Origin of the sequence: Capnocytophaga sp. oral taxon 338 str. F0234 (genome assembly GCF_000192225.1) — a bacterium.
GTDB lineage: Bacteria > Bacteroidota > Bacteroidia > Flavobacteriales > Flavobacteriaceae > Capnocytophaga.
In genome coordinates this window covers 84,340-105,202 of sequence record NZ_GL872418.1, presented here as the reverse complement: position 1 = coordinate 105,202, position 20,863 = coordinate 84,340, and the positions used below count along the sequence as shown (strand labels likewise).

The window sequence follows — 20,863 nt, the reverse complement described above, 5'->3', positions numbered from 1 at the left end:
TTTTACCTTTGTCCCCGATTTAGAAGATATAACAAATGGATATAATTAAACTTTCTATTAAGCGTCCCAGTGTACTTATTGTGATGCTCTTGTTGTTACTACTTGGTGGTTTCTATTCATATAAGTTATTGAACTACGAACTCATTCCTAAGTTTGAGGTAAATGTAGTTACTATCTCTACTGTGTATGCGGGAGCCTCTCCTTCGGAGATTGAGAGCACCGTGACAAAGAAAATTGAGGATGCCGTTTCGGCTTTGGAGAATATCAAAAAGATATATTCATACTCGTACGAAAGTCTTTCGGTGGTAGTAGTACAACTTACTAACGATGCGAATGTAGATAACACCCTTAATGAGGCACAGCGCAAAATTAATGCAATAAGAGCTGATTTACCCGATGATGCTAAAGAGCCATCATTGAGTAAATTCTCTCTTTCCGATTTGCCTATTGTGTCTATAGGGGTAACTTCTAAGTTATCGGCACAAGAACTGTACGACTTGGTAGATAAAAAAATACAGCCAGAGTTATCACGTGTTCCAGGAGTAGCACAAGTAAATATAATAGGTGGTCGCAAGCGCGAAATACGCGTAAGCATTGATGCTAAGAAGTTAGAAGGTTACGGACTTTCTATTGCACAGGTACAACAACTCATTGCAGCCTCCAACATGGAAATTCCTGCAGGAAAAATAAAAACTCGCGAGAATAGTACCTCTATACGTCTGTTGGGAAAAATACAAGATGTGGAACAGTTGCGTAACCTTACGTTGGCTTCACAGAATGGTATAGAAATTCATTTGTCTGATGTTGCTGATGTGCAAGATACCGAAGAAGAAGCCACAAAAATAGCACGGATAGATCAAGAAAATACTCTCTTGCTACAAGTATTGAAACAAACCGATGCTAATGCTGTATCGGTGAGTGAAATGGTGCGTGAAAAAATGGCACAAATAGAACAAACGTATAAGAATGAAGGTGTAAAGATGCTATTAGCTGAGGATACCAGTAAGTTCACCTTGGAAGCAGCCAATTCTGTAATGTCCGATTTGATATTGGCAATTGTATTAGTAGCGGTAGTAATGTTCTTCTTCCTCCACAGCTTGCGTAATGCTATTATTGTAATGGTATCTATACCTACTTCACTCATTGCTACTTTTATAGGTATGTATTTCTTTGGCTTTACGCTGAATATGATGAGCCTTGTTGCCCTTTCGATGGTGGTAGGTATCTTGGTGGACGATGCTATTGTAGTGTTGGAAAACATTCACCGTCATATGGAGATGGGTAAGAACAAAGTGCGTGCTGCTTTTGATGGCTCTAAGGAAATTGTGCTTACTGTAATGGCAATTACCTTAGTAATTGTGGTAGTATTCGTCCCTATTTCAATAGGGAATGCTATTGTAGTAAAAGTATTGCGTGAATTCTGTTTGACTGTAGCTATTGCTACAATGCTTTCATTATTGATGTCTTTTACAGTTGTCCCTTGGTTGTACTCTAGGTTTGGAAAATTAGAGCACGCAAATCCCAATTCATTTTTAGGAAAGATGACCATAGGCTTTGAAGGATATCTCAAACGCTTTACACAGTTCTTCTCTGACTTATTGGTATGGGTATTTGCCAATAAATGGAAAACTATCATTTTGGTATTTTTTCTTTTTGCAGGTTCTTGTTCATTGATTCCTACTGGATTTATCGGATCTGAATTTATGCCTAATATGGATAGAGGAAAGTTTTTAGTGCAGTTTGAATTGAATAAAGATGCTTCCTTAGAGCAGACTAACTTTATCACCCAAAAGGCTGAGAACTACCTTCGTAGCTTAAAAGTAGAGGGTACCAATAAACCTTTGGTAGAGAGTATGATTACTACTGTAGGACAGTCTACCAGTGGTATGGGAGCTTCACAAGCGACCCCTTACAAATCGGAAATACAACTTACTATTATCGATAAGAAAGAGCGTAGTGAATCGACTAAAGTGATTGCGGCAAAGCTGAAACGTGAACTGAGTCAGTATCTGGTAGATGCTAAAGTAAAGACGGTGCCTGTAGGATTGATGGGAGCTGAGCAATCGCCAATTGCTTTGATAGTTACTTCTGACAATGTGGAAGTAGCCCAACAGTACGCTGAAAAAACAGCTGAGCTTCTTAAAACTGTTGAAGGTGCTACTGAAATTAAGCTCTCCTCAGAATCTGGTAATCCTGAGATAAATGTGCAAATAGACCGCGATAAGATGGCAATGTTAGGACTTAATATTGCTACTGTAGGAGGAACGATGCGAACCGCTTTTAATGGTAATGACAACAGTAAGTTCCGTACAGGAGATTCAGAATACAATATTAATATAGTGTTTGAAGAAGGTAGCCGTCAGTCTATAGACGATATAGAAAATATGATGTTTATTAGTTCAGTGGGACAACAGGTAAAACTATCACAATTTGCAACTATAGCCTACGCTTCAGGACCTACACAGCTGGAACGTTATGACAAATCTCCTTCGGTAACTGTAAAAGCCCAATCGGTAGGTCGTCCTACAGGTACTATAGTTTCAGAATGGAAAACTAAAATAGATCAATTAGAAAAACCTGCTAACGTACACTTCGTGTTTACAGGTGACCAAGAGATGCAAGACGAAGGATTTGGTACCTTGTTCATATCGCTCTTTGCAGCTATTCTCTTAGTTTATATGGTAATGGTAGTGTTATATGACAGTTTTTCACGACCTTTTGTGGTATTGTTCTCTATACCGCTTTCGTTCATTGGAGCTTTAGTAGCTTTGGCATTAGCTAATATGTCACTCAATATCTTTACTCTTTTAGGTATCATTATGCTTATCGGGTTGGTTGCTAAGAATGCAATTATGTTAGTAGACTTTGCCAACCACCGCAAGCAAGAAGGGGAAGATACAGTAACCGCATTAATACAAGCAAACCACGCGCGTTTACGCCCTATCTTGATGACGACTATCGCAATGGTAGCAGGTATGATTCCGCTTGCTATTGCCAATGGAGCAGGTGCCGAAGTGAACAATGGTTTGGCGATTGTAATTATAGGTGGACTTATTTCCTCATTGTTCTTAACACTTATTGTAGTGCCTTTGGTATATCTTATTTTTGACAATATTGGCAGACGTTTCGGTAAAGGTACTAAAACTGATTACGAAAAACTGATGATTGCTGATTATGAGCACAGAGACATCAAAGGCGAACATGAGGTATAAAATTTTCATGATATTTAGATAAAAGAGGCTATCCGAAAGGTTAGTCTCTTTTCTATTAAAGAACTTGTTATTCTAACTAAAATGATTATATTTGCACAATATTATTTAAAAGAAATTAAAGAAAAAGAGACTCTAATAGCAAAATGCTTAGGAGCTATTGCTAAAGTTGAGGCACAGATTAACTTAGGTAAAGTTGGTAAAGCTTTAAATTAAGCTTTTGATATAGATACTTAACTATTTTTGGACTTGGATGATAGATTTTTATGCTAAAATAATATGGATAAAAAGCTTAGGACGGATATTTACAATACACTTTCTAATTTCTTAGAATCTTATAAAGCTAAAGATACACAAACTTTAGCTGGAAGATATGATATCTCAGATGGTTTTTTGGAGGAAATATATGAAATGTTAGACTTTATAGAAGATAAAAGTAATTTGACCCTTTTTCCAATTGAGGAAATGGATAAGGGAGAGGGAGGAAAGAGTAATTTGGAAATTTTTGTGATGAACAACACTGACGAAGTGGTGGGAATTGAAGCCTCTTTGTATGAGGGAAAAGAATATTTTGCTGTTATCAAGGGAGAATATTACCTAAATAACCATTTTCCTAAGTTTGTCTTTCACTATTTTAGTACTTAATATTTGAAAATAATGACAGTAGAAATTTTTTGGAAAATCATTGAACAGGCGAGAAAATCTGTTGGAAACAATGATAAATTTCCTTAATATTACAAACCAAACTAGAGACTTTATAGGGCGAAGATTTACTCTTGTTTCAATTTATTTATGAATGGTATGAGATTACAGTGATTAAACAACCTGGACACTTAATGTGGTCAGCGTTGGTACTGATTAATGGAGGTTATTGTACTGATACTTATGGTTTTGCAGGCTACCTTATTACTCATGGACGAGAGGTCTATGAGAAAACGCTTGCTGATCCAGATTTTTTGGCTATACTGAACCCTAAAAAGGATAAATGTAACTATGAAGAAGTAAGAAGATTAGCGCAGAAAATCTATATGGAGCGTACTAAGATAAAAATTCGTGCTTTTGAAAAGATTTATCTTGGAGTGTGGAACAAAGAAATGCAAGATGAAATAGACCAATCTCTAGCTATTAATTCAGAAATCAGAAACCGAGATTGGACACAGGAGCAGCTCAAGGAAATATTTCCCCAGCTTGCTAAGGTACTTTCTGAGCAATGTAAAAAACGATAGAGATACCCACTCATTAGAAGGAACCCCTATAAAATGTAACCCAATACACTACACACTATAGCTATATACAGTATTTTAAACGACTTTTACCATTTTTGAGCCTATAGAAAAGCAAGTTACCAATGTTGATAGCACAGTCATAAAAGAAGCATTAACACAACTGTTAGCACCTTTTGCTGATAGCAATTAATCATAAGCAAATGGCAATTATTGAGATTCCCTAATTTATAGAGAAATACAAAATCTATGAACGTGAAGGCGGTGTAATAGATTTTCACCTTTTTCAACTGGATACTGAGCAAAATAACAACCCTTATCACAAACATTTGGCAGTAGCTCAGCAAACCCTTATATAGGAATTGTTGTCTCGACAGCAGACTAAAAAGTGAAAAATTTCATCCTATTTTTCTCTGTAAATTAAATATTAAAAATTAAATTATTAAAGAGATGAATGCGCCAAAAGAATTAGATGATGCACTCTACGATAGCATCACCGTTTTATCTGAAGAAGGCAACGATCTTGCCGACAATGACTGTTTTGCCGCTGCAAAAGCGAAGTTTGAAGAAGCACTTGCCTTAGTCCCCGAACCCAAAACCGTTTGGGAAGCATCTCTTTGGCTCTATGCGAGCATCGGAGATATGTGTTTTATGATGGGCGATTATGCGGGGTGCAGTAAGCAGATGTATAACGCAATAAATTGCGCCGATGGCTACGAAAATCCCTTTGTAAATATCCGTTTAGGGCAAGCTCAATATGAACTCGGTGATAAGGAGAAAGCAAAAGAATACCTCCTATGCGCCTATATGATGGAGGGAGAAGATATTTTCCAAGAAGAAGATGAAAAATATTTTGATTTTATCAGACCTTTGCTAAGAGGATAGAAAAATATTTTCAGCTAAGACAATATTAACTCTAAAAAATAGGATATGAACACAAAATAATGGAATATGAATCTATTTTTGTACAGAAGTGAGTAATTCTGCATCATAAATAAACATAAACGATGAAAAGAATAATAAAATTATTGAAATTATTTGCTTCTGACTTGGAAATGTACAATCAACTTGTAGAAAAAGACATTATAGGACTCCTACAAAATAAAAGAACATATTATCTATTAGAATACGATTACAAATAGCTTATAATTTCTGCTTGAACAATAAATGCAAAAGGTGAACATATTGATATCCTTTCGCAGAAAATGGGAAAATACTTTCCTTCGTATGATTTTATTGCTAAAGATATCTATCTGGAAGATAATTTGTACGATGATGGCTTGAAAGAAGACGAGATAGATAACTATTTATAAAAATATGGAAAGGAAAAGAATATCATTTTCTCTAAATAGTTTCAACAAAGGTAGAAAGATGCCATAGAAGAAGCTAATATATAAGCTGAAGGCTATTTTTCTCCTCACGATTCCTATTTCTATACTGATTTGAACAACAGAAGACAAATCAATGATGATCAAATAAAAGCAAAAAATCAATAAAATACCCAGTAGATGAAAACAGATACACAAACTAAATTTGATACGATTGTAAAAGAGGGATTTACTCCTTTGTTAAAGCCCCTTTCTTTTAAAAAGAAAGCCTTGAACTATTATCGCCAACTCTCTGAGGTAGGGCATATCATCAATATTCAAAAAAGCAGTTATGGTAATAGAGATCATATTAGGTTTCGAATCAATATAGGAATCTTCGAACCCAGATTTTGGTCAGTTAGCCATACGGGAAAAGTGCCTGACTACCCCACAGAACCCATTTGTATTATTCGTAAAACTATTAACGATTTACGAGGTAGAAAGGATTTGTGGTACGAGGTAAATGATACTACTGATGAACAAAAACTCATCAAAGAAGTACAGGAAGATGTACAAAACTATATTCTACCTTTCTTTGACCAACTCAATTCAGTGCAAAAAATATTTTCAACATTAGAAAAAGATTCAAAACTGTTGGGTATTTCTTTTGACCTTCTCATTTTCTATGGCGAGTATAAACAGAAGGAGAAAGCCCAAGCAGTATATAACCAACTTTTACAAAAAGTAAATCCTTTGGCTAAGCCAACCTTAGAAGGTTATGCTAAGAAATATGAACTAAATATTTAATAACAAATATGCGCCTTACCACTCACATAGAAGAGAAGATCCTTAAGGAGCTCTCTCAAAGAATTATAAAACAAGGATTTAAAGCAAATCCTGATATTCCTACCCGTACTATCTGGATGGGGGATAAAATGCGTATTGAGATAGAGGTAATCCCTACTCCTGAAATGGATGAAAACCTTATAGAACTACATATAGGCACTTACTTGGAAGAAGGCTATTTTCCTCAAGGAATCAAGGATAACATAGCAGGATTCGGAGAGACAGACGAGGAAAAAGTACGTTTTCTTGCAATAAACTACCTTTCCACTACTTTTCAAACTATTATCAATAGTTTAAACTGTTATTTTGATAAGGGGTGCGATATCAATATCGGAGATTACCATTGGCATACCTCTCTTGGTAGTCTGTATCTTTTAGGAAAATGGCAAACACCTCCTAAGGAGACAGATTTTTACCATCTACTAATGGATATATTCCCTAAAAACTTTACTACAGACTTTCGTATTCAATCGCTCAAATGCTATGTAGCACGTGTTTGGGAGGACTGTATGGTAGAGTGTTTGCTGAACAATGAACTTTGGGACGAAGGTGCTCAGCGTTTAAGACAATATGCCCAAACACTTCAAGAGAAGAGTTCTTTTTTGGTTGTGAAACAATTATTGGTGTTCCGCTTATGTGATGGAGTACATAATAATTAGAAATGAAATATAAAAAAACTAAAAATCTAACAGAATGTATTCAAATGTTGGACTATACTCTCAAAAAAGCGTCTGCCACTCCAATTGATATGTTGGCTGTGATACTCAAGAGTTATTGTAGGTGTCTTTTGGGAAATGATATCCCACTAACCCGAAAGTGGAACAAATGACCAGTAACTAATGTCTCGTTGGAATATATTGTATTTATAATTGAAAAATGTATTTACGATAATGTAACCAAATTGCTATGATTGATATTTAATCAGAAAAAGAATAACAACTTGTATGTAGCTTATATAGATAATGGTGGTGTTTATGCTACAGGAAAAACCCTTAATGACGTGATGAATAATGTGGGAGAAACAAAAGAAGGGCTTGTAGAAAACCTAAGAAAAGCAGGAAAAACAGAGGAGGCAGATGCACTAAATCTAAAGATTTTTCGTTTTAATGTAAATGGCAGAAATGATGGACAGAATAAGGGAGCAAATAACACCATATTTTAAACTATCTCGTACAGAGAAACAAGAAGATGATGATCCTGATTTTACAAACGAATGATAAAAAAAGTATAACCAGACAATAGCTGAACTCAAAATTCAAAGATATGGCAGCTTACAAACACGCTATTACCTTAGAAGCCGCTTTAAAAGAAGTAACCGAAGAGCGCTTCTGCAAAGGGCATCATTATAAAGACGTTGCCCTCACCGATGCGATGGTAGAGCAGATAGTACAAGTAAAATCCTTAGTAAATATAGGTTTTATCAATACTGATATTACCGATGAAGCCCTCAAATACTTGGCTACTTTGCCCAAACTAAAACTCCTTTTCTTAGAAGACAATAAGCAACTCACAGGCGAAGGCTTCAAATACTTTACCTCGAAACCTGTTGACCACATTTCGTTGGACGGTTGCCCCATAACCGATGAAACCTTGAAAATCGTCTTGCAAGTGCCTCGCCTGAAGTCTATTTCATTGCGCCGTACCCACATCACTTTCGAGGGGCTAATGGCTGTGGCGCATTATAGCAGAATAAAGTTCTATCTCGATAAGTTTTTCACCGAGGAACAAATTAAAACCTTTGAACAAGCCCAGCGCACGGCAGGAAAGAAGAAATCTACTGCTACCAAAGCTGATGATTTGCAAGTAGTTAAACAATTGCTCTTAAACTTTTTCTCGGCGATGACCCAGTGGGAAGAATTCGCTACAAAAAATGATGAAACAGAAGAGGATGACCTTTTGATAGAAGAAAAATGTAAAACGATTTTTAAAAAATATTGCACCGACAAACGCCGCATAGGCTATCGTCCTGAGTGGATTAGCTTTTCTATGACAAAAGGTGGGACCTATGGCAATCATCAAATTATAGATAGTGAAACCCTTACCAAGAATAAGATATATATTTACACCCAAGACGAGTTAAACTTTCAGTATCGCTTCCTAATTATCCGAAAAAACGGTATTTGGAAGATTGACGAGTGCCAATGGCGTGACGGAGGCTGGAAAAAATACGGATTATAATGAAGACAACTGCTCAACAACTTATAGAAAATGAACTTCAAAAAACAGTTCAGCAGATTAAAGAACATTTTCTCTCAGAGAAAGAGAAACAAGAACTTGTAGATTATAAAAAGGAGTTAGAACAGCTATTATTCCTTAAAAACCTTTCAGACACCTATCATTTGGAACGAAAAAATATAGAAAAGCTCATTGTTTTGCCTGCTCCTTCTACCGATTTTGCTAATTTTCGTATTGTAGATGATACAGAAATTGAAGAGAGGAAATATTGGCAAGAGTTACAAATAGAGGGTGAAAAACTTTTTTTGAATCAGGGAGATATATTAATTAAGAAAAGATAATAAAGGTAAAAAATTAAGTTTGTAGAATACAAAATTGAGTCCGTAGAAAGCAATATTAACTACAAACAATACAATATTAAGTCCGTAGAAAGCAATATTAACTACAAACAATACAATATTAAGTCCGAACAATGCAATATTAACTACAAACAATACAATATTAATTCCAAACAATACAATATTAAGTACAGGCAATGCAATATGAAGTAGAAAACTGACAGAATAGATAAGAAATATACTGAATATTGTTTGTTTTTGGTAAAAAGTGAGGAGATATTTTTCGGATTTCTTGGATTTTTTATCAAGAATAATAGAAAAAGTAACAAAAATAGGTGGGTAGAACGAAAAGATATAAAAAGGGAAAAAGCCCTATGGAAATTGAAATATAACTTAATTAAGAAAAACTCATTTGAATAAATAAATATGATGACAGATATATCTCAAAAGCTAAAATCTGATATAAAAGTAGAAGATTTGAAACAAGAAAATGGTATTTTATGCTGTATGAATGACTATTTCATTAGTGGAGATAACCAAAGGTATATGAAAATGTACGATTGGATGTCTTTTTTCTATGATTTTGGAGAGAAATGGATAGGAAGACTCAAGTATGGACACGCTATTGATCATCTACGTACCGAGTTGATGAGCCGTTTGGAATGGAAAAACAATATTTTGGTACTTTATGTTTCCATAGGTACAGGAGCTGACTTACGTTATTTGCCACAAAGGATTGATTTGAAAACGATAGACCTTGTAGGAGTTGATATTTCGATGGGAATGCTCAAAAAGTGCAAGAAAAAAATGCAAAAGAAAACTAATTTAACGCTTGTACAATGCCCCGCTGAAGATCTTCCTTTTGCTGATAATATCTTTGATATTGTTTTTCACATTGGGGGCATTAACTTTTTTAACGACAAAATTCGTGCAATGAGTGAAATGCTTAGAGTGGCTAAAGTGGGAAGCAAATTGCTTATTGCTGATGAAACAGCCGACTTTGTGGAGACCCAATACAAGAAAAGTGTCTTCTCCAAATCTTATTTTGAAGGCAAAACAGTCGATTTGAACACCATAGAACAATGTATTCCTCTTTCTGTAGCTGAAAAGAAAACAGAATTGTTTTGGGATAATAAATTTTATGGTATTACTTTTAGAAAAAGTAAATAAATGAATGTCTTACAAAAACGATTAGTACAGATAGGAACCGAGCCTCACGAAAATGGCTTGCGCGATGGAATTGTATATGAAGACATAGAAAGCCAATATTATTGGATTTACAACCACTATTCCTATTGTGAATGGCTTAAGCACTATATGGTACATTATGCAGGGCTTAGCTGGGAAGGAGCTGCTGAAAAATTAGCTCAAGGTCGCCTGAAAGCCCTATTTGCAACCCCGCCTAAAGATCTTGAGGATTTATTTTGTATTACGCACGAACTTACTTATCATAACGCAATGGAGATAACCAAGGAAAATAGGTATTGGCAAGACGGAACACCCTCTGATACCAATGGTTTTCAGGAAGAACACGACGCTTGGTACGAGAAGACTAAAGAGAAATATCACTTAAATGAAGAATACGAGATACTTAGTTTTGAAGAAGCATTAAAAAGCGACTAAATGAGTTATATTACCTTTAAAAGCAAACTTATAATATGAAAAAGATATCCTTATTGACCTCCTTATTGGTGTTATTCTCTTATTTAGGGAAAGCACAAGTGAAGGACACAATTCCTCAGATGAGTATTGAGGAAGAGGAGGTTGATGATGTAGTAGTATGTTGCTTCCCCTCAGGGGAACGAAAACCTATGTTTGTACAATGTAAGGAGGTGAGTACGAGTAAAAGAGATGCTTGTTTCTATTATTTTTTCTCTCAATATTTTCAACAGAGAACTCAAACGAAGTGTTACAAAGAACTTGATGGACAGGCAACAATTCTTTTTAGTGTGGAGAAGGATGGAAGTGTAAGACTTATTAAGTGTCTCACATCCTCCTCTTATATCAGGAAAGAGGTACAGCACTCTATGGATCGTTTTCCTAAACTGATTCCAGCGCAACAGAGAGGAAAGCCTGTGCGTTACTTTTATTGTTGTAAAATTACTTTTAATTAAGTATAAGGTGATTATGGCTGTTTTTGATGTTCTTTTATGAACCTTCCATAATCATCGGCTGAAATTCGTTTGTAGGTATGGGGGGTACCTGTAGAAGTTTTTTTCAATAAGAGCTGTTCTTCTTTAAAGGCATACTCCCAAGAGTTATTCTCTCCCTCTATAGAGATTTTTCCTATCTCAGTCAAGGTATAAGTATGCTCTATGATTTTTGGATAGGCAAGTTTACAGGTATTTTCCTCTAAGTGAACAAATCCTATTCTCGTCTCTGTAAAAAGAAGGATTTCCTCTTCTCCGCAGGAAGAGGGATGTTCCTTCTGCCAATATCCTATTAGAGTACTGAGGTTTTTGGGAGGTGGTGCTACTTTAGGAGTGTTATCCTTTTGGCAACTTATAAAAGCTATGATGATAGCGAAAAAACTTAAAAATACTCTCATCTGAAATGTGATTTCTTTATTTGAAATGCGTACTGCAAAGATACAAATTATTTTTCACTTTTCATTTAATAAAAAGTTGGAAACTTTTTTTGTTTATTAAGTTTTTTATATTACCTTTGCGCCTTGAAAAAAGAATAAAGTGGATGACAGAGATAAAACCTTCACTTGAAATATAAAATTTAGAACAAATGAAAAAGATACTTACTGTATTAATCGTAATTGCTATAATGAGTCTTATAGCATACCGATTGTATTCTAACAAAGAAAAAAATGCCCAGGAAGTAGCTATTGTTGCTCAAAAAGAAGCGCAAGTAGCAGTACGAGCTGTTAAAGTGACTCGAGAAAATGTATCCGACTTATTTACTGCCAATGGAACTTTTGTTGCTGAACAAGACCTTAATGTCTCTTCTGAGGTAGGTGGACAGATTATCAAGATCTATGTAAAAGAAGGAGATTATGTAAAGGCAGGACAAGTACTTGCCACTACCAAAGCTGACCGTACTAATGTACAGTTAGAAAATGCTAAGGCTGTTCTTGAGAATGCTAAAGCTGACCTTAAGCGTTTTGAAAGTGCTTATCAAACAGGAGGGGTTACTGCTCAACAATTGGAGCAAGCTCGCTTACAACTCAAAAATGCTCAAGCCAATTATAACTCAGCTGCCATTGTCTCTGGAGATACTTCTGTAAGAAGCAAGATTAGTGGAATTGTAAGTAGTAAGGAAGTGGAAGAAGGCACTCTTGTCAGTGCAGGTCAACCTCTTTTTAATGTGGTTAATATTGACAATCTAAAGCTTAAGATTACTGTTGATGAGGATCAAGTAGGTAGGCTAAAAGTAGGAGAAATGATTAAGATAAAACTCAGCACTTCTTCCCAAGCAGTGGAAGGAAAGATTATTTTTATAGCACCTAAATCCAACGGCGCTCTTAAGTTCCCTGTAGAAATCTTGGTTGCCAATAAGAATAGAGAACTTAAAGCAGGAATGTATGCTACGGCTCAGTTTGATGGACAGACAGAGAATACTACTGCCCTTGTAGTGCCTCATGCTGCTTTTGTGGGAAGTGTAAGCCAAAACAAAATATTTAAAATTGTAACTGGAAAAAATAGCAAAGGAGAGAATGTACTTAAGGCTGAAATGGTGATTGTAAAAAGTGGACGTAATTTTGGTGATAAGGTGGAAATTTTAAGTGGACTCACTCAAGGTGAAGAAGTGATCACCAGTGGACAAATCAATATAGATAATGGTACTCCTGTGAGGGTAGTGGAATAATAAAGGAACTTCGAAGGCGATACAAAAGTATCGCTTTTCTATTTGATAAAAATTTATTTAAATTCTATGCTTTACTCTTAATAGAAAGAGAAAGAAAACATTCTTATGGAAAAATGTCTATTCTATACTTTAGCTTTAGTAGGATGTTGGCTCTTACCTATAGGAGTACAGACCTTAATAAGTGCTTTCTATGAAAAATACTTCTCTTATACCACTATACATGGTGTCTCATGGAGTTCATTTGTTTATTTTGTGTATTATTATTTCAACCCTATAGGGTTACTGCTCGCCTTTTTACTATTCCAATGGAAGAAAGGACTCTTTTTGCTGCCTTATGGGTTACTTTCCTTAGAGATATTACAGCATTTGCCCTATCGTCCTTTGAGAACTTTGCTTATATGGGGTAGTATAAGTATAGGCTATGTCCTATTATTCATCTTATTAAGCCGATTAAAAAAACAAAATACTCAAAATGAAAAAAATCTTTAACAAACAAAACAACTTCCTCTTTGCCTTAGTCGGTATGATCGTCTTGGCGAGAATTGTCCCTTATAGAGATGAATACAATACGGTTTTTAACTTGAATCGCTTTATTGACTGGGGAATTTGTATCATCTTCTTGCTCTACGGACTGAAACTCAATATTAAAGAAGTCTTTCGGGATATAAAAAACTGGAAACTACATTTATTGGTACAACTGGGTACTTTTGTCCTCTTTCCGCTCTTGGTAGTTTTGTTTTATCCCCTTGCCAAGGGAACAGAGTACCAATTGGTATGGCTTTCCATTTTCTTTTTAGCAAGTCTACCTTCCACTGTGTCGTCCTCAGTGGTGATGGTCTCTATTGCTAAAGGCAATATTACCTCAGCTATATTTAATGCTTCCATATCGGGGCTTATTGGGATTGTAGCCACACCTTTGCTTATGGGATTTTTCTTAGGGAATGCCTCTGCAGAGGTCAATCAAGGAGAAATTATCCAACAATTATTATTAAAAGTATTATTACCTATCATATTAGGACTCCTTTTGAATCCACTTTTGAAGAAATGGGTGGATAAATATAACAAATGGATAGGGCAGTTTGACCGATTTATCATTTTGCTCATTGTATATGAGAGCTTTTCTGATGCTTTTGTTAAGCGGATATTCCTTTCTGTTTCTCCTATAACTTTTGTGATTATTGCCCTCGCTTCGGTAGGGTTATTCTTTGTAGTGTATGCTATACTCAAACGTATTGCACAGGCTTTAGGTTTTAATAGAGAGGATACTATTACAGCGACCTTCTGTGGGTCTAAGAAGTCACTGGTACATGGGAGCCTCTTTGTAATGGTCTTAGGGATTCCTGAAACCCAAAAAGTACTCTATCTGCTCCCTATCATGCTGTATCACAGTTTTCAACTCTTTTACGTAAGCTGGCTAGCAAATCGTTTAGGGCAAATGAAAGAAACATAATGCATAACAGATATATGATAGGAAGAATTTTAACAATTTTAGTAGCTGTAGAGCATTTGTACATCTTGTATATGGAGATGTTTGCTTGGGAGACCCGTGGTAAATTGTTTTTCAAGTCTCTGCCAGAACACCTATTTCCTGAAACCAAAGGACTTACCACTAATCAAGGTTTGTATAACGGCTTTTTAGTAGTGGGGCTTGTGTGGAGTTCCTATATCTCCGATTCCCAGTGGAACCTCAATATGCGCCTCTTTTTCTTAGGCTGTGTAGCGGTAGCGTGGATTTATGGCGGACCTACCGCATCTAAAAAGATATTTTTTGCGCAAGCATTGCTAGCGTTGTTGGTAATAGTATGTGTGTATTGGAATGTGTAAAATTAGTAAAACATTATTAATTACTGATATTATGTTAAAAGATATATTGAACTTTAGGAGAGCGGTGCGTTATTATGCGCCTACACCCATAAGTGAGGAGAAGGTGCGCGAATGTCTTAAACTCGCCACACTGGCGCCTACCAGCTCCAATATGCAACTCTATGAGTTGTACCACATCACCGACAAAGAACTGCTCAAGAAGCTCGCCCATGCCTGCCTTGACCAGCGTACGGCCATTACAGCCCAGCAAATGGTCATATTTGTTACCCGTCAAGACAAGCACCGCCAGCATGCCGAGATGATTTTAGAATTTGAACGAGGTAACGTACAGCGTAACAGTCCGCCCGAAAGGCAAGCCAAGCGTATTAAAGATAAAGAGGCATATTACAGTAAACTGATGCCTTTTGTGTATAGTAGATTTTTTGGGCTACTAGGACTCTTCCGCAAAGCATTTGGGGTGGTTACCAGTTGGTTTCGACCTATGATGCAACAGCTCTCGGAAGGCGATATTCGCGTAAGTGTACACAAAAGCTGTGGACTCGTAGCACAGACCTTTATGCTAGCCATGGCAGAGGAGGGTTACGATACGTGTCCGTTAGAGGGTTACGATAGCAGACGCATTAAGAAGTTGTTACACTTGCCTTGCGGAGCGGAAGTGAATATGGTGATTACTTGTGGACTTCGTGAACAGCGCGGTATCTGGGGCGAAAGGTTTAGATTGCCGTTTGAGGAAGTGTACAGACATAATGATTAATGGTTAATGAATAATGGTTAATGAATAATGGTTAGATACTAATAACTGTTTAATAATTCAAATATATGAAACTTAGGAATATAATTTTTACTTTTTTAGTTGCTATTAACTTGGCAAATGCTAAAACAGAACCTGTAACTATTCAGGGAGCAGTGGGAACACTTCATGGAGTGGTAATCACCCCTGATACTGTGAAAAAGTCTCAGAAAATCCCTACTGTGATTATCTTTCACGCACTGACTAGCAATAAAGACAAAAAGCTATATGCTACTTTGGCAGATAGCTTAGCGGCACACGGTATTGCCTCAGTACGCTTTGACTTTAACGCACACGGCGAAAGTGAAGGAGATTTTAAGAAAATGTCGTTAGATAATGAGTTAGAAGATGCACGGCGCATAATGGCATTTACTAAAAGACTCCCTTTCGTAGGTAAGATAGGCTTGATAGGACACTCGCAAGGAGGGGCTATAGCGATGCTTTTGAGTGCAGAATTAGGAAAGAAAAACGTTAAAGCATTAGGCTTATTAGCACCTGCTTCTACAATTCACGACATACTATCACAAGGGGTACTGTTCGATGCCACTTTCGACCCATTGAACGTACCTGAGGAGCTTTCCTTTTTTGGAGGGAAGGTAACTGTAGGGAAGGACTATATCCTCTCAGCACAACGGTGCAAACTCATTCAGAAAGCGAGAGCATATAAAGGCAATGTATTGGTAATTCACGGTACGGGCGATAGAATGCTCTCTTATACTTACAGTGAAAATCTGCCTTATTTCTATAAACATTGTAAAGTAAGTCTCATTGAAAAGGGAGACCATTTGTTTACGTCGAAAGAAGCGCAAGCAGCAGAGATGATGACACAATTTATGCTGAAAAACTTGAGATAATGAGTTGATTTGCCGATTTGTCAATTTGTCGATGTGCCGATGTACCCCAATTTACTAATGACTAAACATTAATAACTAATTTATCAAATGAAAATATATAAAATTACCAATATTGTAGGAAATGAAGGTTTTGCTTGTATGAGACAGAGTAACAAACAATATGTTAGAGAAGTAGAAGTCCTTGATGTATGGTGGGACGACTGGTGTAGTGGAGGTAAAAAAATAGGCGATTTTGTAAATTGTATTGGAGCAGACATCTGTAAAGCAAGTGTATTTGAAGCTTTACATAAGCATTTTAGCACTCTTAAAGCAGTGCCTTTGCGCATTAATAAAACTCAAAAAGAACTTACTGCTAAGGACCCTAAGCGCCTGCGTTGGTTGCCTCAAGAAAAAGTTTCTTTAGTAGCTTTCTATGCTCCTGAATACTTTGACTGCCTACCACAGAGTACTATTGTAAGGAGTGAGAGAGGTATTGAAGAACTCATAGGTGTTGCCGATTTACGAGGAGATATTCTCATTCCCCGAAAAGAAGGAAAAGGAATTTTCTTTAGTAAAGAAGTAGTAAGGAATTATGATTTCTTTACGCTTAAAGGGTCTGGATTGGAGCTCTGTACGGAAAAGGTAAAGACTTTTTGTGAGGTACAAGGCTATGAGAATGTAGTGTTTTTAGAAATGGGAGAGGTGGTGTAATGGCAAAATACAAGTGGCAATGAAAGGAGTCATTTTAACAGATAATACTAATTACTTAGGTTTTGATAGAAATATTTCTCTATGGGGGCAATATTCCTTTCAATATCCTATAGTTGATGATTATTTTGTGGAAGCAAAATATCTTGAGTGTCTTTTAAAAGAAAAGAAAAGTTTTATGAAAAATAATCTTCATTTGTTATACTTCAGTGAAGATAATTGTAAATACCTCGATTTTAAACAGATAGGTGTAGATTGTGGCTATTTATATGAACCAAATGATGATTTCTATATAGACTTTTCAATCATATACAATGAGATTCTAAGAATGAACAATTCTTTTTGTGTAGAATATAGAAAACAACTTAATGAATATTCTCTTTTTTCCTCTGCTGAGCAGGCAAAATCTTTTTTACAAGAAAGAGCTTTTTTTTGCGATAAATATAAGTTTGAGAACGCTTTTCAGAAATTGAGTATTGTGAATATTTATATACAAATAGATTATGGCTTATTTTAGAATTATCTTTAAAGAGGATGATAAGTTGTGGCGGAAGTATTTTACTTTTGCTTATCGTTTTGTGATAGGGAATAATGAAGATGTGAAATTTCCTGAAAACTACACTCTTCAATTTTCGGATGTGTTGAAGATACAAGCGCTTAATCATTAAGAGGATGTGGTGAAAGATATTTCCTCATTTAAGGTGAATGAGAAACTCAAAGAAGCTCTTTTTACAACTAGCTGAACTATCTAAATTTTTAGATTTTGCTGAACTATGATAAAAAAACCTTTATGAACCCGACAATGAAGATGTACTTTTTGTGTTAGCCCATAATGAAAAAAGGTCTGCCTCTGATTGGGATTCTTATGTGATGAATGGAGAGAACGACGATTTAGTTTTCCTGTTAGTCAATGACGAGGTGTGCCCTGAACAAGAGTTCTTCCTGCATTGTTTGTATTACTTTATTGGTGAAGTGTGTATCTCAAATGATATGGAGAAGTATCGGGAGCGTATAGATAATTTATTTAGCAAGAAAGCTCTTTTGCCTTCTGTGGTGCAGTGGAAAGAAAAAGCAGCACTTTTATTGGCAGGAAAAATTACTTTTGACAGCGATTTTTGGCTGAATTATCTCTTTTTTCAAGATATTCAAAGAAGAAATATAGAAGACCTATTATGTGAACCTAATCCTACAGAAAAGTTGAAACAATATGCCTTGCAATTGTATACAAAAGGCTTTTCTAAAGAGGAAATATATGAGATATTCCTCAACTGTACCTCTTCAACTATGGAACAAACACATAAGGATAACTTAGAGGATGTAATGGATATGATAACAGGCTGGTATGTAGGAAAAAATATTGATTTTAAGAATGAAGTAAAGATAATATGAATCTACTTAGTAGAAATATAAAGCGTAATGGCTATATCATATTAGTTTGTTTCTATAATGTATTCAATTATATTAAGAAAAGATAATCAACATGAGTTCGATATAAGCAAGTTATAGTAGCAGATTCAATTAATAAAGGTAATTTTATAAAAACAGAAGAATCCTATCAATCTCTAAGTTTCCAAAAATTCCCACTTATTAACTTTAAAGAAAGATGCAAAGAAATATTATTTATATACTACTTTTTATACTATTTTGTCAATGTACAAGCACCATAAGGAAAGATATAAAATGGATTGCAATTACAGACATTTATGAAGAATTTGGTATAAATTCTTATGATATAGAATTCGAGGAGTTCTATTTTGTAGATGAAAACACATTAATTTTATCAGGTTTTAAAGGGATAGGTACCCCTTCTCGGACAGGTATTATTTTTATATCAAAAGACTTAGGAAAAACATATCACAAAATAGAATTTGTTAATGAAAATATTTATTTCATTTCGGTAACTAAAGACTATTGCTTAATTGAAACTGAAAAAACAGACAATCAAAGAAATGCCTATTTGTTAAATAATTCAAATTTAAACTATGAAAAAATAGGAGAATATGATGGAGCTATTTTCTCTTATGGAGCTTTTAATGGGAAAATCTTAGAATGTATATCTTATGATATTTCCAAGTTTACAGATATAGAGACACATAAAATATATAATATACCTGAAAATTGGCAACATAAAAAATACCGATTACACTCAGATAATACATTATATTATGTAGAAAACAAGAACTTGTACACTTACAATCTTCTCACCCAAAAGGAAGAAGTAAAAGTATTGTCTCAGAATTACGATGTTTTGTCAGTTAAAAACGATGATATTTTCTTGGTGAAATTTAATTTTTTAAAAGATAAAGCCACTTTGTATAATTTAGAAGAAAGAGAAATATATACTGAATCTGAAGAAGATATAGAACATTATAAATATAAAGATTTTATATGCCATTATAAATCTTCCACTCCTCATATAGTACTAAATTACTCTTTTGATAAAGGGAATCATTGGTATTCTTATGAAGCGGATAACTTTTTTGCTGCTTCCCGTCCTATCGCTTATTATAAGGACAGATATATCGTATTAAAAGGAGGCGTATACCGAAATTCCGAGAAAGAAAAAGGAGGAGGAAGAATAATGGTAGGAGAATTTGTAAAATAATCTGGATAGTAGTCATACACGTTGTCGCCAAAAAGGAAAATCAGCAGGTTATCAAGCAAGAAAAAAAGCCGTAACTACAAATAGCATTTTTTTGAGTGATAATAATATAAGGACAAATGATAGCAATGGGGGCTCTAAAGCAGGAAATTACAATGATTTATATGAAATAGAATCTCTTGATATAACTCGGATCGGAATGCTCCTTATTTGAGTTTATCTCCAAGTTCCTCAAAAAAGTTTAAACACGTTTTATGAAAAGAATTATTATCATATTTATTTTAATAACTTTTATTAGTTGTAGAGATAAGAAGAACGCTAATAATATAGCCACCGAACCTACACCTACAGATACAGAAGTTGCTATAGCAACTTTAAAAGCATTTTATTCCTCAGCGTATAATGATTCGGTACATAGCCGTAAAGTACTTTTCAAGCAATATGTTTCCAAGCAATTGTTGGAAAAGATTGACGAACTATCTGCTGATATGACATTAGATTACGACCCTTTTATAAATGGACAAGATTTTTTTGCTGATGTTCTCAATAGTACATTAAAAATAACACCTTTAGAAAACAAAAATGAATACCGATGTTGTTTTTTACTATTTGGAAACACTTATGAAAAAGAAACTTGTGTAGACTATTTATTAGAAAAAGATAAGGACGGGCATTTTATAATTTCTAAAATATTAAATGATGATATTTTAGCAGGGAAAAGAGATGTAATGCCTAGTGATGACGATAGTGATTTAGGAAAGATTCTTTTTAGGAAAAAAATGGATATAAACAAAGATGGCATTGAGGATAGGTTTATTGTTTATGATTCAGGAGATGATGATCTTTTTGCGACCATAAAGATAGTTTTAAGTAATAAAAATAGAGAAAAACTATTTTTTAATAGTAAGATAATTAATAAAACCATTACAAGTGGAGAAGGTTTTAGAAATATTTCTTTTGAAAATCGTTTTTTCACTATTGAAGAAAATACCTCTACAGATCCAATACAAATAAAATACACTACTTTTTCAATAGATTATAAAACAAATGAAATTTTTCTTTACAAAGTAGAGGTTTCAAATATTTTCAACAATGCATCTGATGATTTTGATATAATTCGAACTCAAAAAGACTTTGGAAAAGTCTCTTTTGAAAATTATGACCCTGAAACACTAAAATTATTTTAATTTTT

The 20,863-nt window shown here is 34.9% G+C and carries 26 protein-coding genes; 25 read left to right on the top strand and 1 reads right to left on the bottom strand.

The genetic code is table 11. From position 1 onward, the window contains the following. The first annotated feature begins 35 nt into the window (after nucleotides 1–35). The 13 genes from HMPREF9071_RS11420 to HMPREF9071_RS11355 all read left to right on the top strand — a co-directional run bounded on the left by HMPREF9071_RS11420 (nucleotide 36) and on the right by HMPREF9071_RS11355 (nucleotide 11,212). The gene (locus HMPREF9071_RS11420; protein WP_009401430.1) at nucleotides 36–3,212 is read left to right on the top strand and encodes an efflux RND transporter permease subunit; all 3,177 of its coding nucleotides are present in this window, start codon (nucleotides 36–38) and stop codon (nucleotides 3,210–3,212) included. Nucleotides 3,213–3,293: 81 nt separating this feature from the next. After that, on the top strand, nucleotides 3,294–3,425 hold the full coding sequence (locus tag HMPREF9071_RS12620; RefSeq protein ID WP_009401427.1) for a hypothetical protein: 132 nt from the start codon (nucleotides 3,294–3,296) through the stop codon (nucleotides 3,423–3,425). 63 nt (nucleotides 3,426–3,488) lie between these two features. Continuing rightward, nucleotides 3,489–3,854: a hypothetical protein gene (locus HMPREF9071_RS11415; RefSeq protein ID WP_009401425.1), complete on the top strand. Its 366-nt coding sequence runs from the start codon at nucleotides 3,489–3,491 to the stop codon at nucleotides 3,852–3,854. 131 nt (nucleotides 3,855–3,985) lie between these two features. Further along, nucleotides 3,986–4,435, top strand: coding sequence for a DUF4240 domain-containing protein (locus HMPREF9071_RS11410; protein WP_009401423.1), 450 nt, complete (start codon nucleotides 3,986–3,988; stop codon nucleotides 4,433–4,435). A gap of 447 nt (nucleotides 4,436–4,882) precedes the next feature. Further along, the gene (locus HMPREF9071_RS11405; protein ID WP_009401422.1) at nucleotides 4,883–5,317 is read left to right on the top strand and encodes a hypothetical protein; all 435 of its coding nucleotides are present in this window, start codon (nucleotides 4,883–4,885) and stop codon (nucleotides 5,315–5,317) included. Nucleotides 5,318–5,940: 623 nt separating this feature from the next. Further along, nucleotides 5,941–6,546: a DUF4304 domain-containing protein gene (locus HMPREF9071_RS11395; RefSeq protein WP_009401418.1), complete on the top strand. Its 606-nt coding sequence runs from the start codon at nucleotides 5,941–5,943 to the stop codon at nucleotides 6,544–6,546. A gap of 8 nt (nucleotides 6,547–6,554) precedes the next feature. Next, nucleotides 6,555–7,244, top strand: a complete 690-nt coding sequence (locus HMPREF9071_RS11390; protein WP_009401415.1) for a DUF6348 family protein — start codon at nucleotides 6,555–6,557, stop codon at nucleotides 7,242–7,244. A 281-nt stretch (nucleotides 7,245–7,525) separates the two neighbouring features. Then, nucleotides 7,526–7,747, top strand: a complete 222-nt coding sequence (locus tag HMPREF9071_RS11385; protein WP_216698072.1) for a hypothetical protein — start codon at nucleotides 7,526–7,528, stop codon at nucleotides 7,745–7,747. Nucleotides 7,748–7,848: 101 nt separating this feature from the next. Continuing rightward, nucleotides 7,849–8,763, top strand: coding sequence for an NTF2 fold immunity protein (locus HMPREF9071_RS11380; RefSeq protein WP_009401409.1), 915 nt, complete (start codon nucleotides 7,849–7,851; stop codon nucleotides 8,761–8,763). Continuing rightward, nucleotides 8,763–9,101, top strand: a complete 339-nt coding sequence (locus tag HMPREF9071_RS11375; protein ID WP_009401403.1) for a hypothetical protein — start codon at nucleotides 8,763–8,765, stop codon at nucleotides 9,099–9,101. Before HMPREF9071_RS11380 ends, HMPREF9071_RS11375 begins: the two co-directional genes overlap by 1 nt. Nucleotides 9,102–9,524: 423 nt before the next feature. After that, nucleotides 9,525–10,268, top strand: coding sequence for a class I SAM-dependent methyltransferase (locus HMPREF9071_RS11365; RefSeq protein WP_009401397.1), 744 nt, complete (start codon nucleotides 9,525–9,527; stop codon nucleotides 10,266–10,268). Continuing rightward, nucleotides 10,269–10,721, top strand: a complete 453-nt coding sequence (locus HMPREF9071_RS11360) for a hypothetical protein (protein ID WP_009401395.1) — start codon at nucleotides 10,269–10,271, stop codon at nucleotides 10,719–10,721. It abuts the gene before it with no gap. A gap of 35 nt (nucleotides 10,722–10,756) precedes the next feature. After that, nucleotides 10,757–11,212: an energy transducer TonB gene (locus HMPREF9071_RS11355; protein WP_009401393.1), complete on the top strand. Its 456-nt coding sequence runs from the start codon at nucleotides 10,757–10,759 to the stop codon at nucleotides 11,210–11,212. 11 nt (nucleotides 11,213–11,223) lie between these two features. On the opposite strand, the gene HMPREF9071_RS11350 is transcribed toward HMPREF9071_RS11355, so the two are convergent. Further along, nucleotides 11,224–11,646 (bottom strand): hypothetical protein, encoded by a 423-nt coding sequence (locus HMPREF9071_RS11350; protein ID WP_009401391.1) that lies wholly within the window; start codon nucleotides 11,644–11,646, stop codon nucleotides 11,224–11,226. Nucleotides 11,647–11,834: 188 nt separating this feature from the next. On the opposite strand from HMPREF9071_RS11350, the gene HMPREF9071_RS11345 reads away from it, so the two are divergent. From HMPREF9071_RS11345 to HMPREF9071_RS11285, 12 genes are all read left to right on the top strand, one after another. Continuing rightward, nucleotides 11,835–12,914 (top strand): efflux RND transporter periplasmic adaptor subunit, encoded by a 1,080-nt coding sequence (locus HMPREF9071_RS11345; RefSeq protein WP_009401389.1) that lies wholly within the window; start codon nucleotides 11,835–11,837, stop codon nucleotides 12,912–12,914. Between the two features lie 105 nt (nucleotides 12,915–13,019). Then, nucleotides 13,020–13,403 (top strand): hypothetical protein, encoded by a 384-nt coding sequence (locus HMPREF9071_RS11340; RefSeq protein ID WP_009401387.1) that lies wholly within the window; start codon nucleotides 13,020–13,022, stop codon nucleotides 13,401–13,403. Then, on the top strand, nucleotides 13,387–14,364 hold the full coding sequence (locus HMPREF9071_RS11335) for a bile acid:sodium symporter family protein (protein WP_009401385.1): 978 nt from the start codon (nucleotides 13,387–13,389) through the stop codon (nucleotides 14,362–14,364). The genes HMPREF9071_RS11340 and HMPREF9071_RS11335 overlap by 17 nt, the downstream gene beginning before the upstream one ends. A 14-nt stretch (nucleotides 14,365–14,378) precedes the next feature. Continuing rightward, nucleotides 14,379–14,738: a DUF1304 domain-containing protein gene (locus tag HMPREF9071_RS11330; protein ID WP_040358771.1), complete on the top strand. Its 360-nt coding sequence runs from the start codon at nucleotides 14,379–14,381 to the stop codon at nucleotides 14,736–14,738. A 31-nt stretch (nucleotides 14,739–14,769) separates the two neighbouring features. Next, a complete protein-coding gene (locus HMPREF9071_RS11325; RefSeq protein ID WP_040358768.1) occupies nucleotides 14,770–15,492 on the top strand; it encodes a nitroreductase family protein in 723 nt (240 codons plus the stop codon). 65 nt (nucleotides 15,493–15,557) lie between these two features. Then, on the top strand, nucleotides 15,558–16,382 hold the full coding sequence (locus HMPREF9071_RS11320) for an alpha/beta hydrolase (protein ID WP_009401381.1): 825 nt from the start codon (nucleotides 15,558–15,560) through the stop codon (nucleotides 16,380–16,382). A gap of 87 nt (nucleotides 16,383–16,469) precedes the next feature. Next, nucleotides 16,470–17,072 (top strand): hypothetical protein, encoded by a 603-nt coding sequence (locus HMPREF9071_RS11315; RefSeq protein WP_009401380.1) that lies wholly within the window; start codon nucleotides 16,470–16,472, stop codon nucleotides 17,070–17,072. A gap of 19 nt (nucleotides 17,073–17,091) precedes the next feature. After that, nucleotides 17,092–17,586: a hypothetical protein gene (locus HMPREF9071_RS11310; RefSeq protein WP_009401379.1), complete on the top strand. Its 495-nt coding sequence runs from the start codon at nucleotides 17,092–17,094 to the stop codon at nucleotides 17,584–17,586. After that, nucleotides 17,573–17,737 (top strand): hypothetical protein, encoded by a 165-nt coding sequence (locus tag HMPREF9071_RS11305; RefSeq protein ID WP_009401378.1) that lies wholly within the window; start codon nucleotides 17,573–17,575, stop codon nucleotides 17,735–17,737. The genes HMPREF9071_RS11310 and HMPREF9071_RS11305 overlap by 14 nt, the downstream gene beginning before the upstream one ends. 151 nt (nucleotides 17,738–17,888) lie before the next feature. Next, the gene (locus HMPREF9071_RS12575; RefSeq protein ID WP_009401377.1) at nucleotides 17,889–18,458 is read left to right on the top strand and encodes a hypothetical protein; all 570 of its coding nucleotides are present in this window, start codon (nucleotides 17,889–17,891) and stop codon (nucleotides 18,456–18,458) included. A gap of 214 nt (nucleotides 18,459–18,672) precedes the next feature. Next, entirely contained in the window at nucleotides 18,673–19,674 is a 1,002-nt protein-coding gene (locus tag HMPREF9071_RS11290) for a hypothetical protein (RefSeq protein WP_009401376.1), read from the top strand. Between the two features lie 251 nt (nucleotides 19,675–19,925). Continuing rightward, a complete protein-coding gene (locus HMPREF9071_RS11285; RefSeq protein WP_009401374.1) occupies nucleotides 19,926–20,858 on the top strand; it encodes a hypothetical protein in 933 nt (310 codons plus the stop codon). Nucleotides 20,859–20,863: the final 5 nt, after the last annotated feature.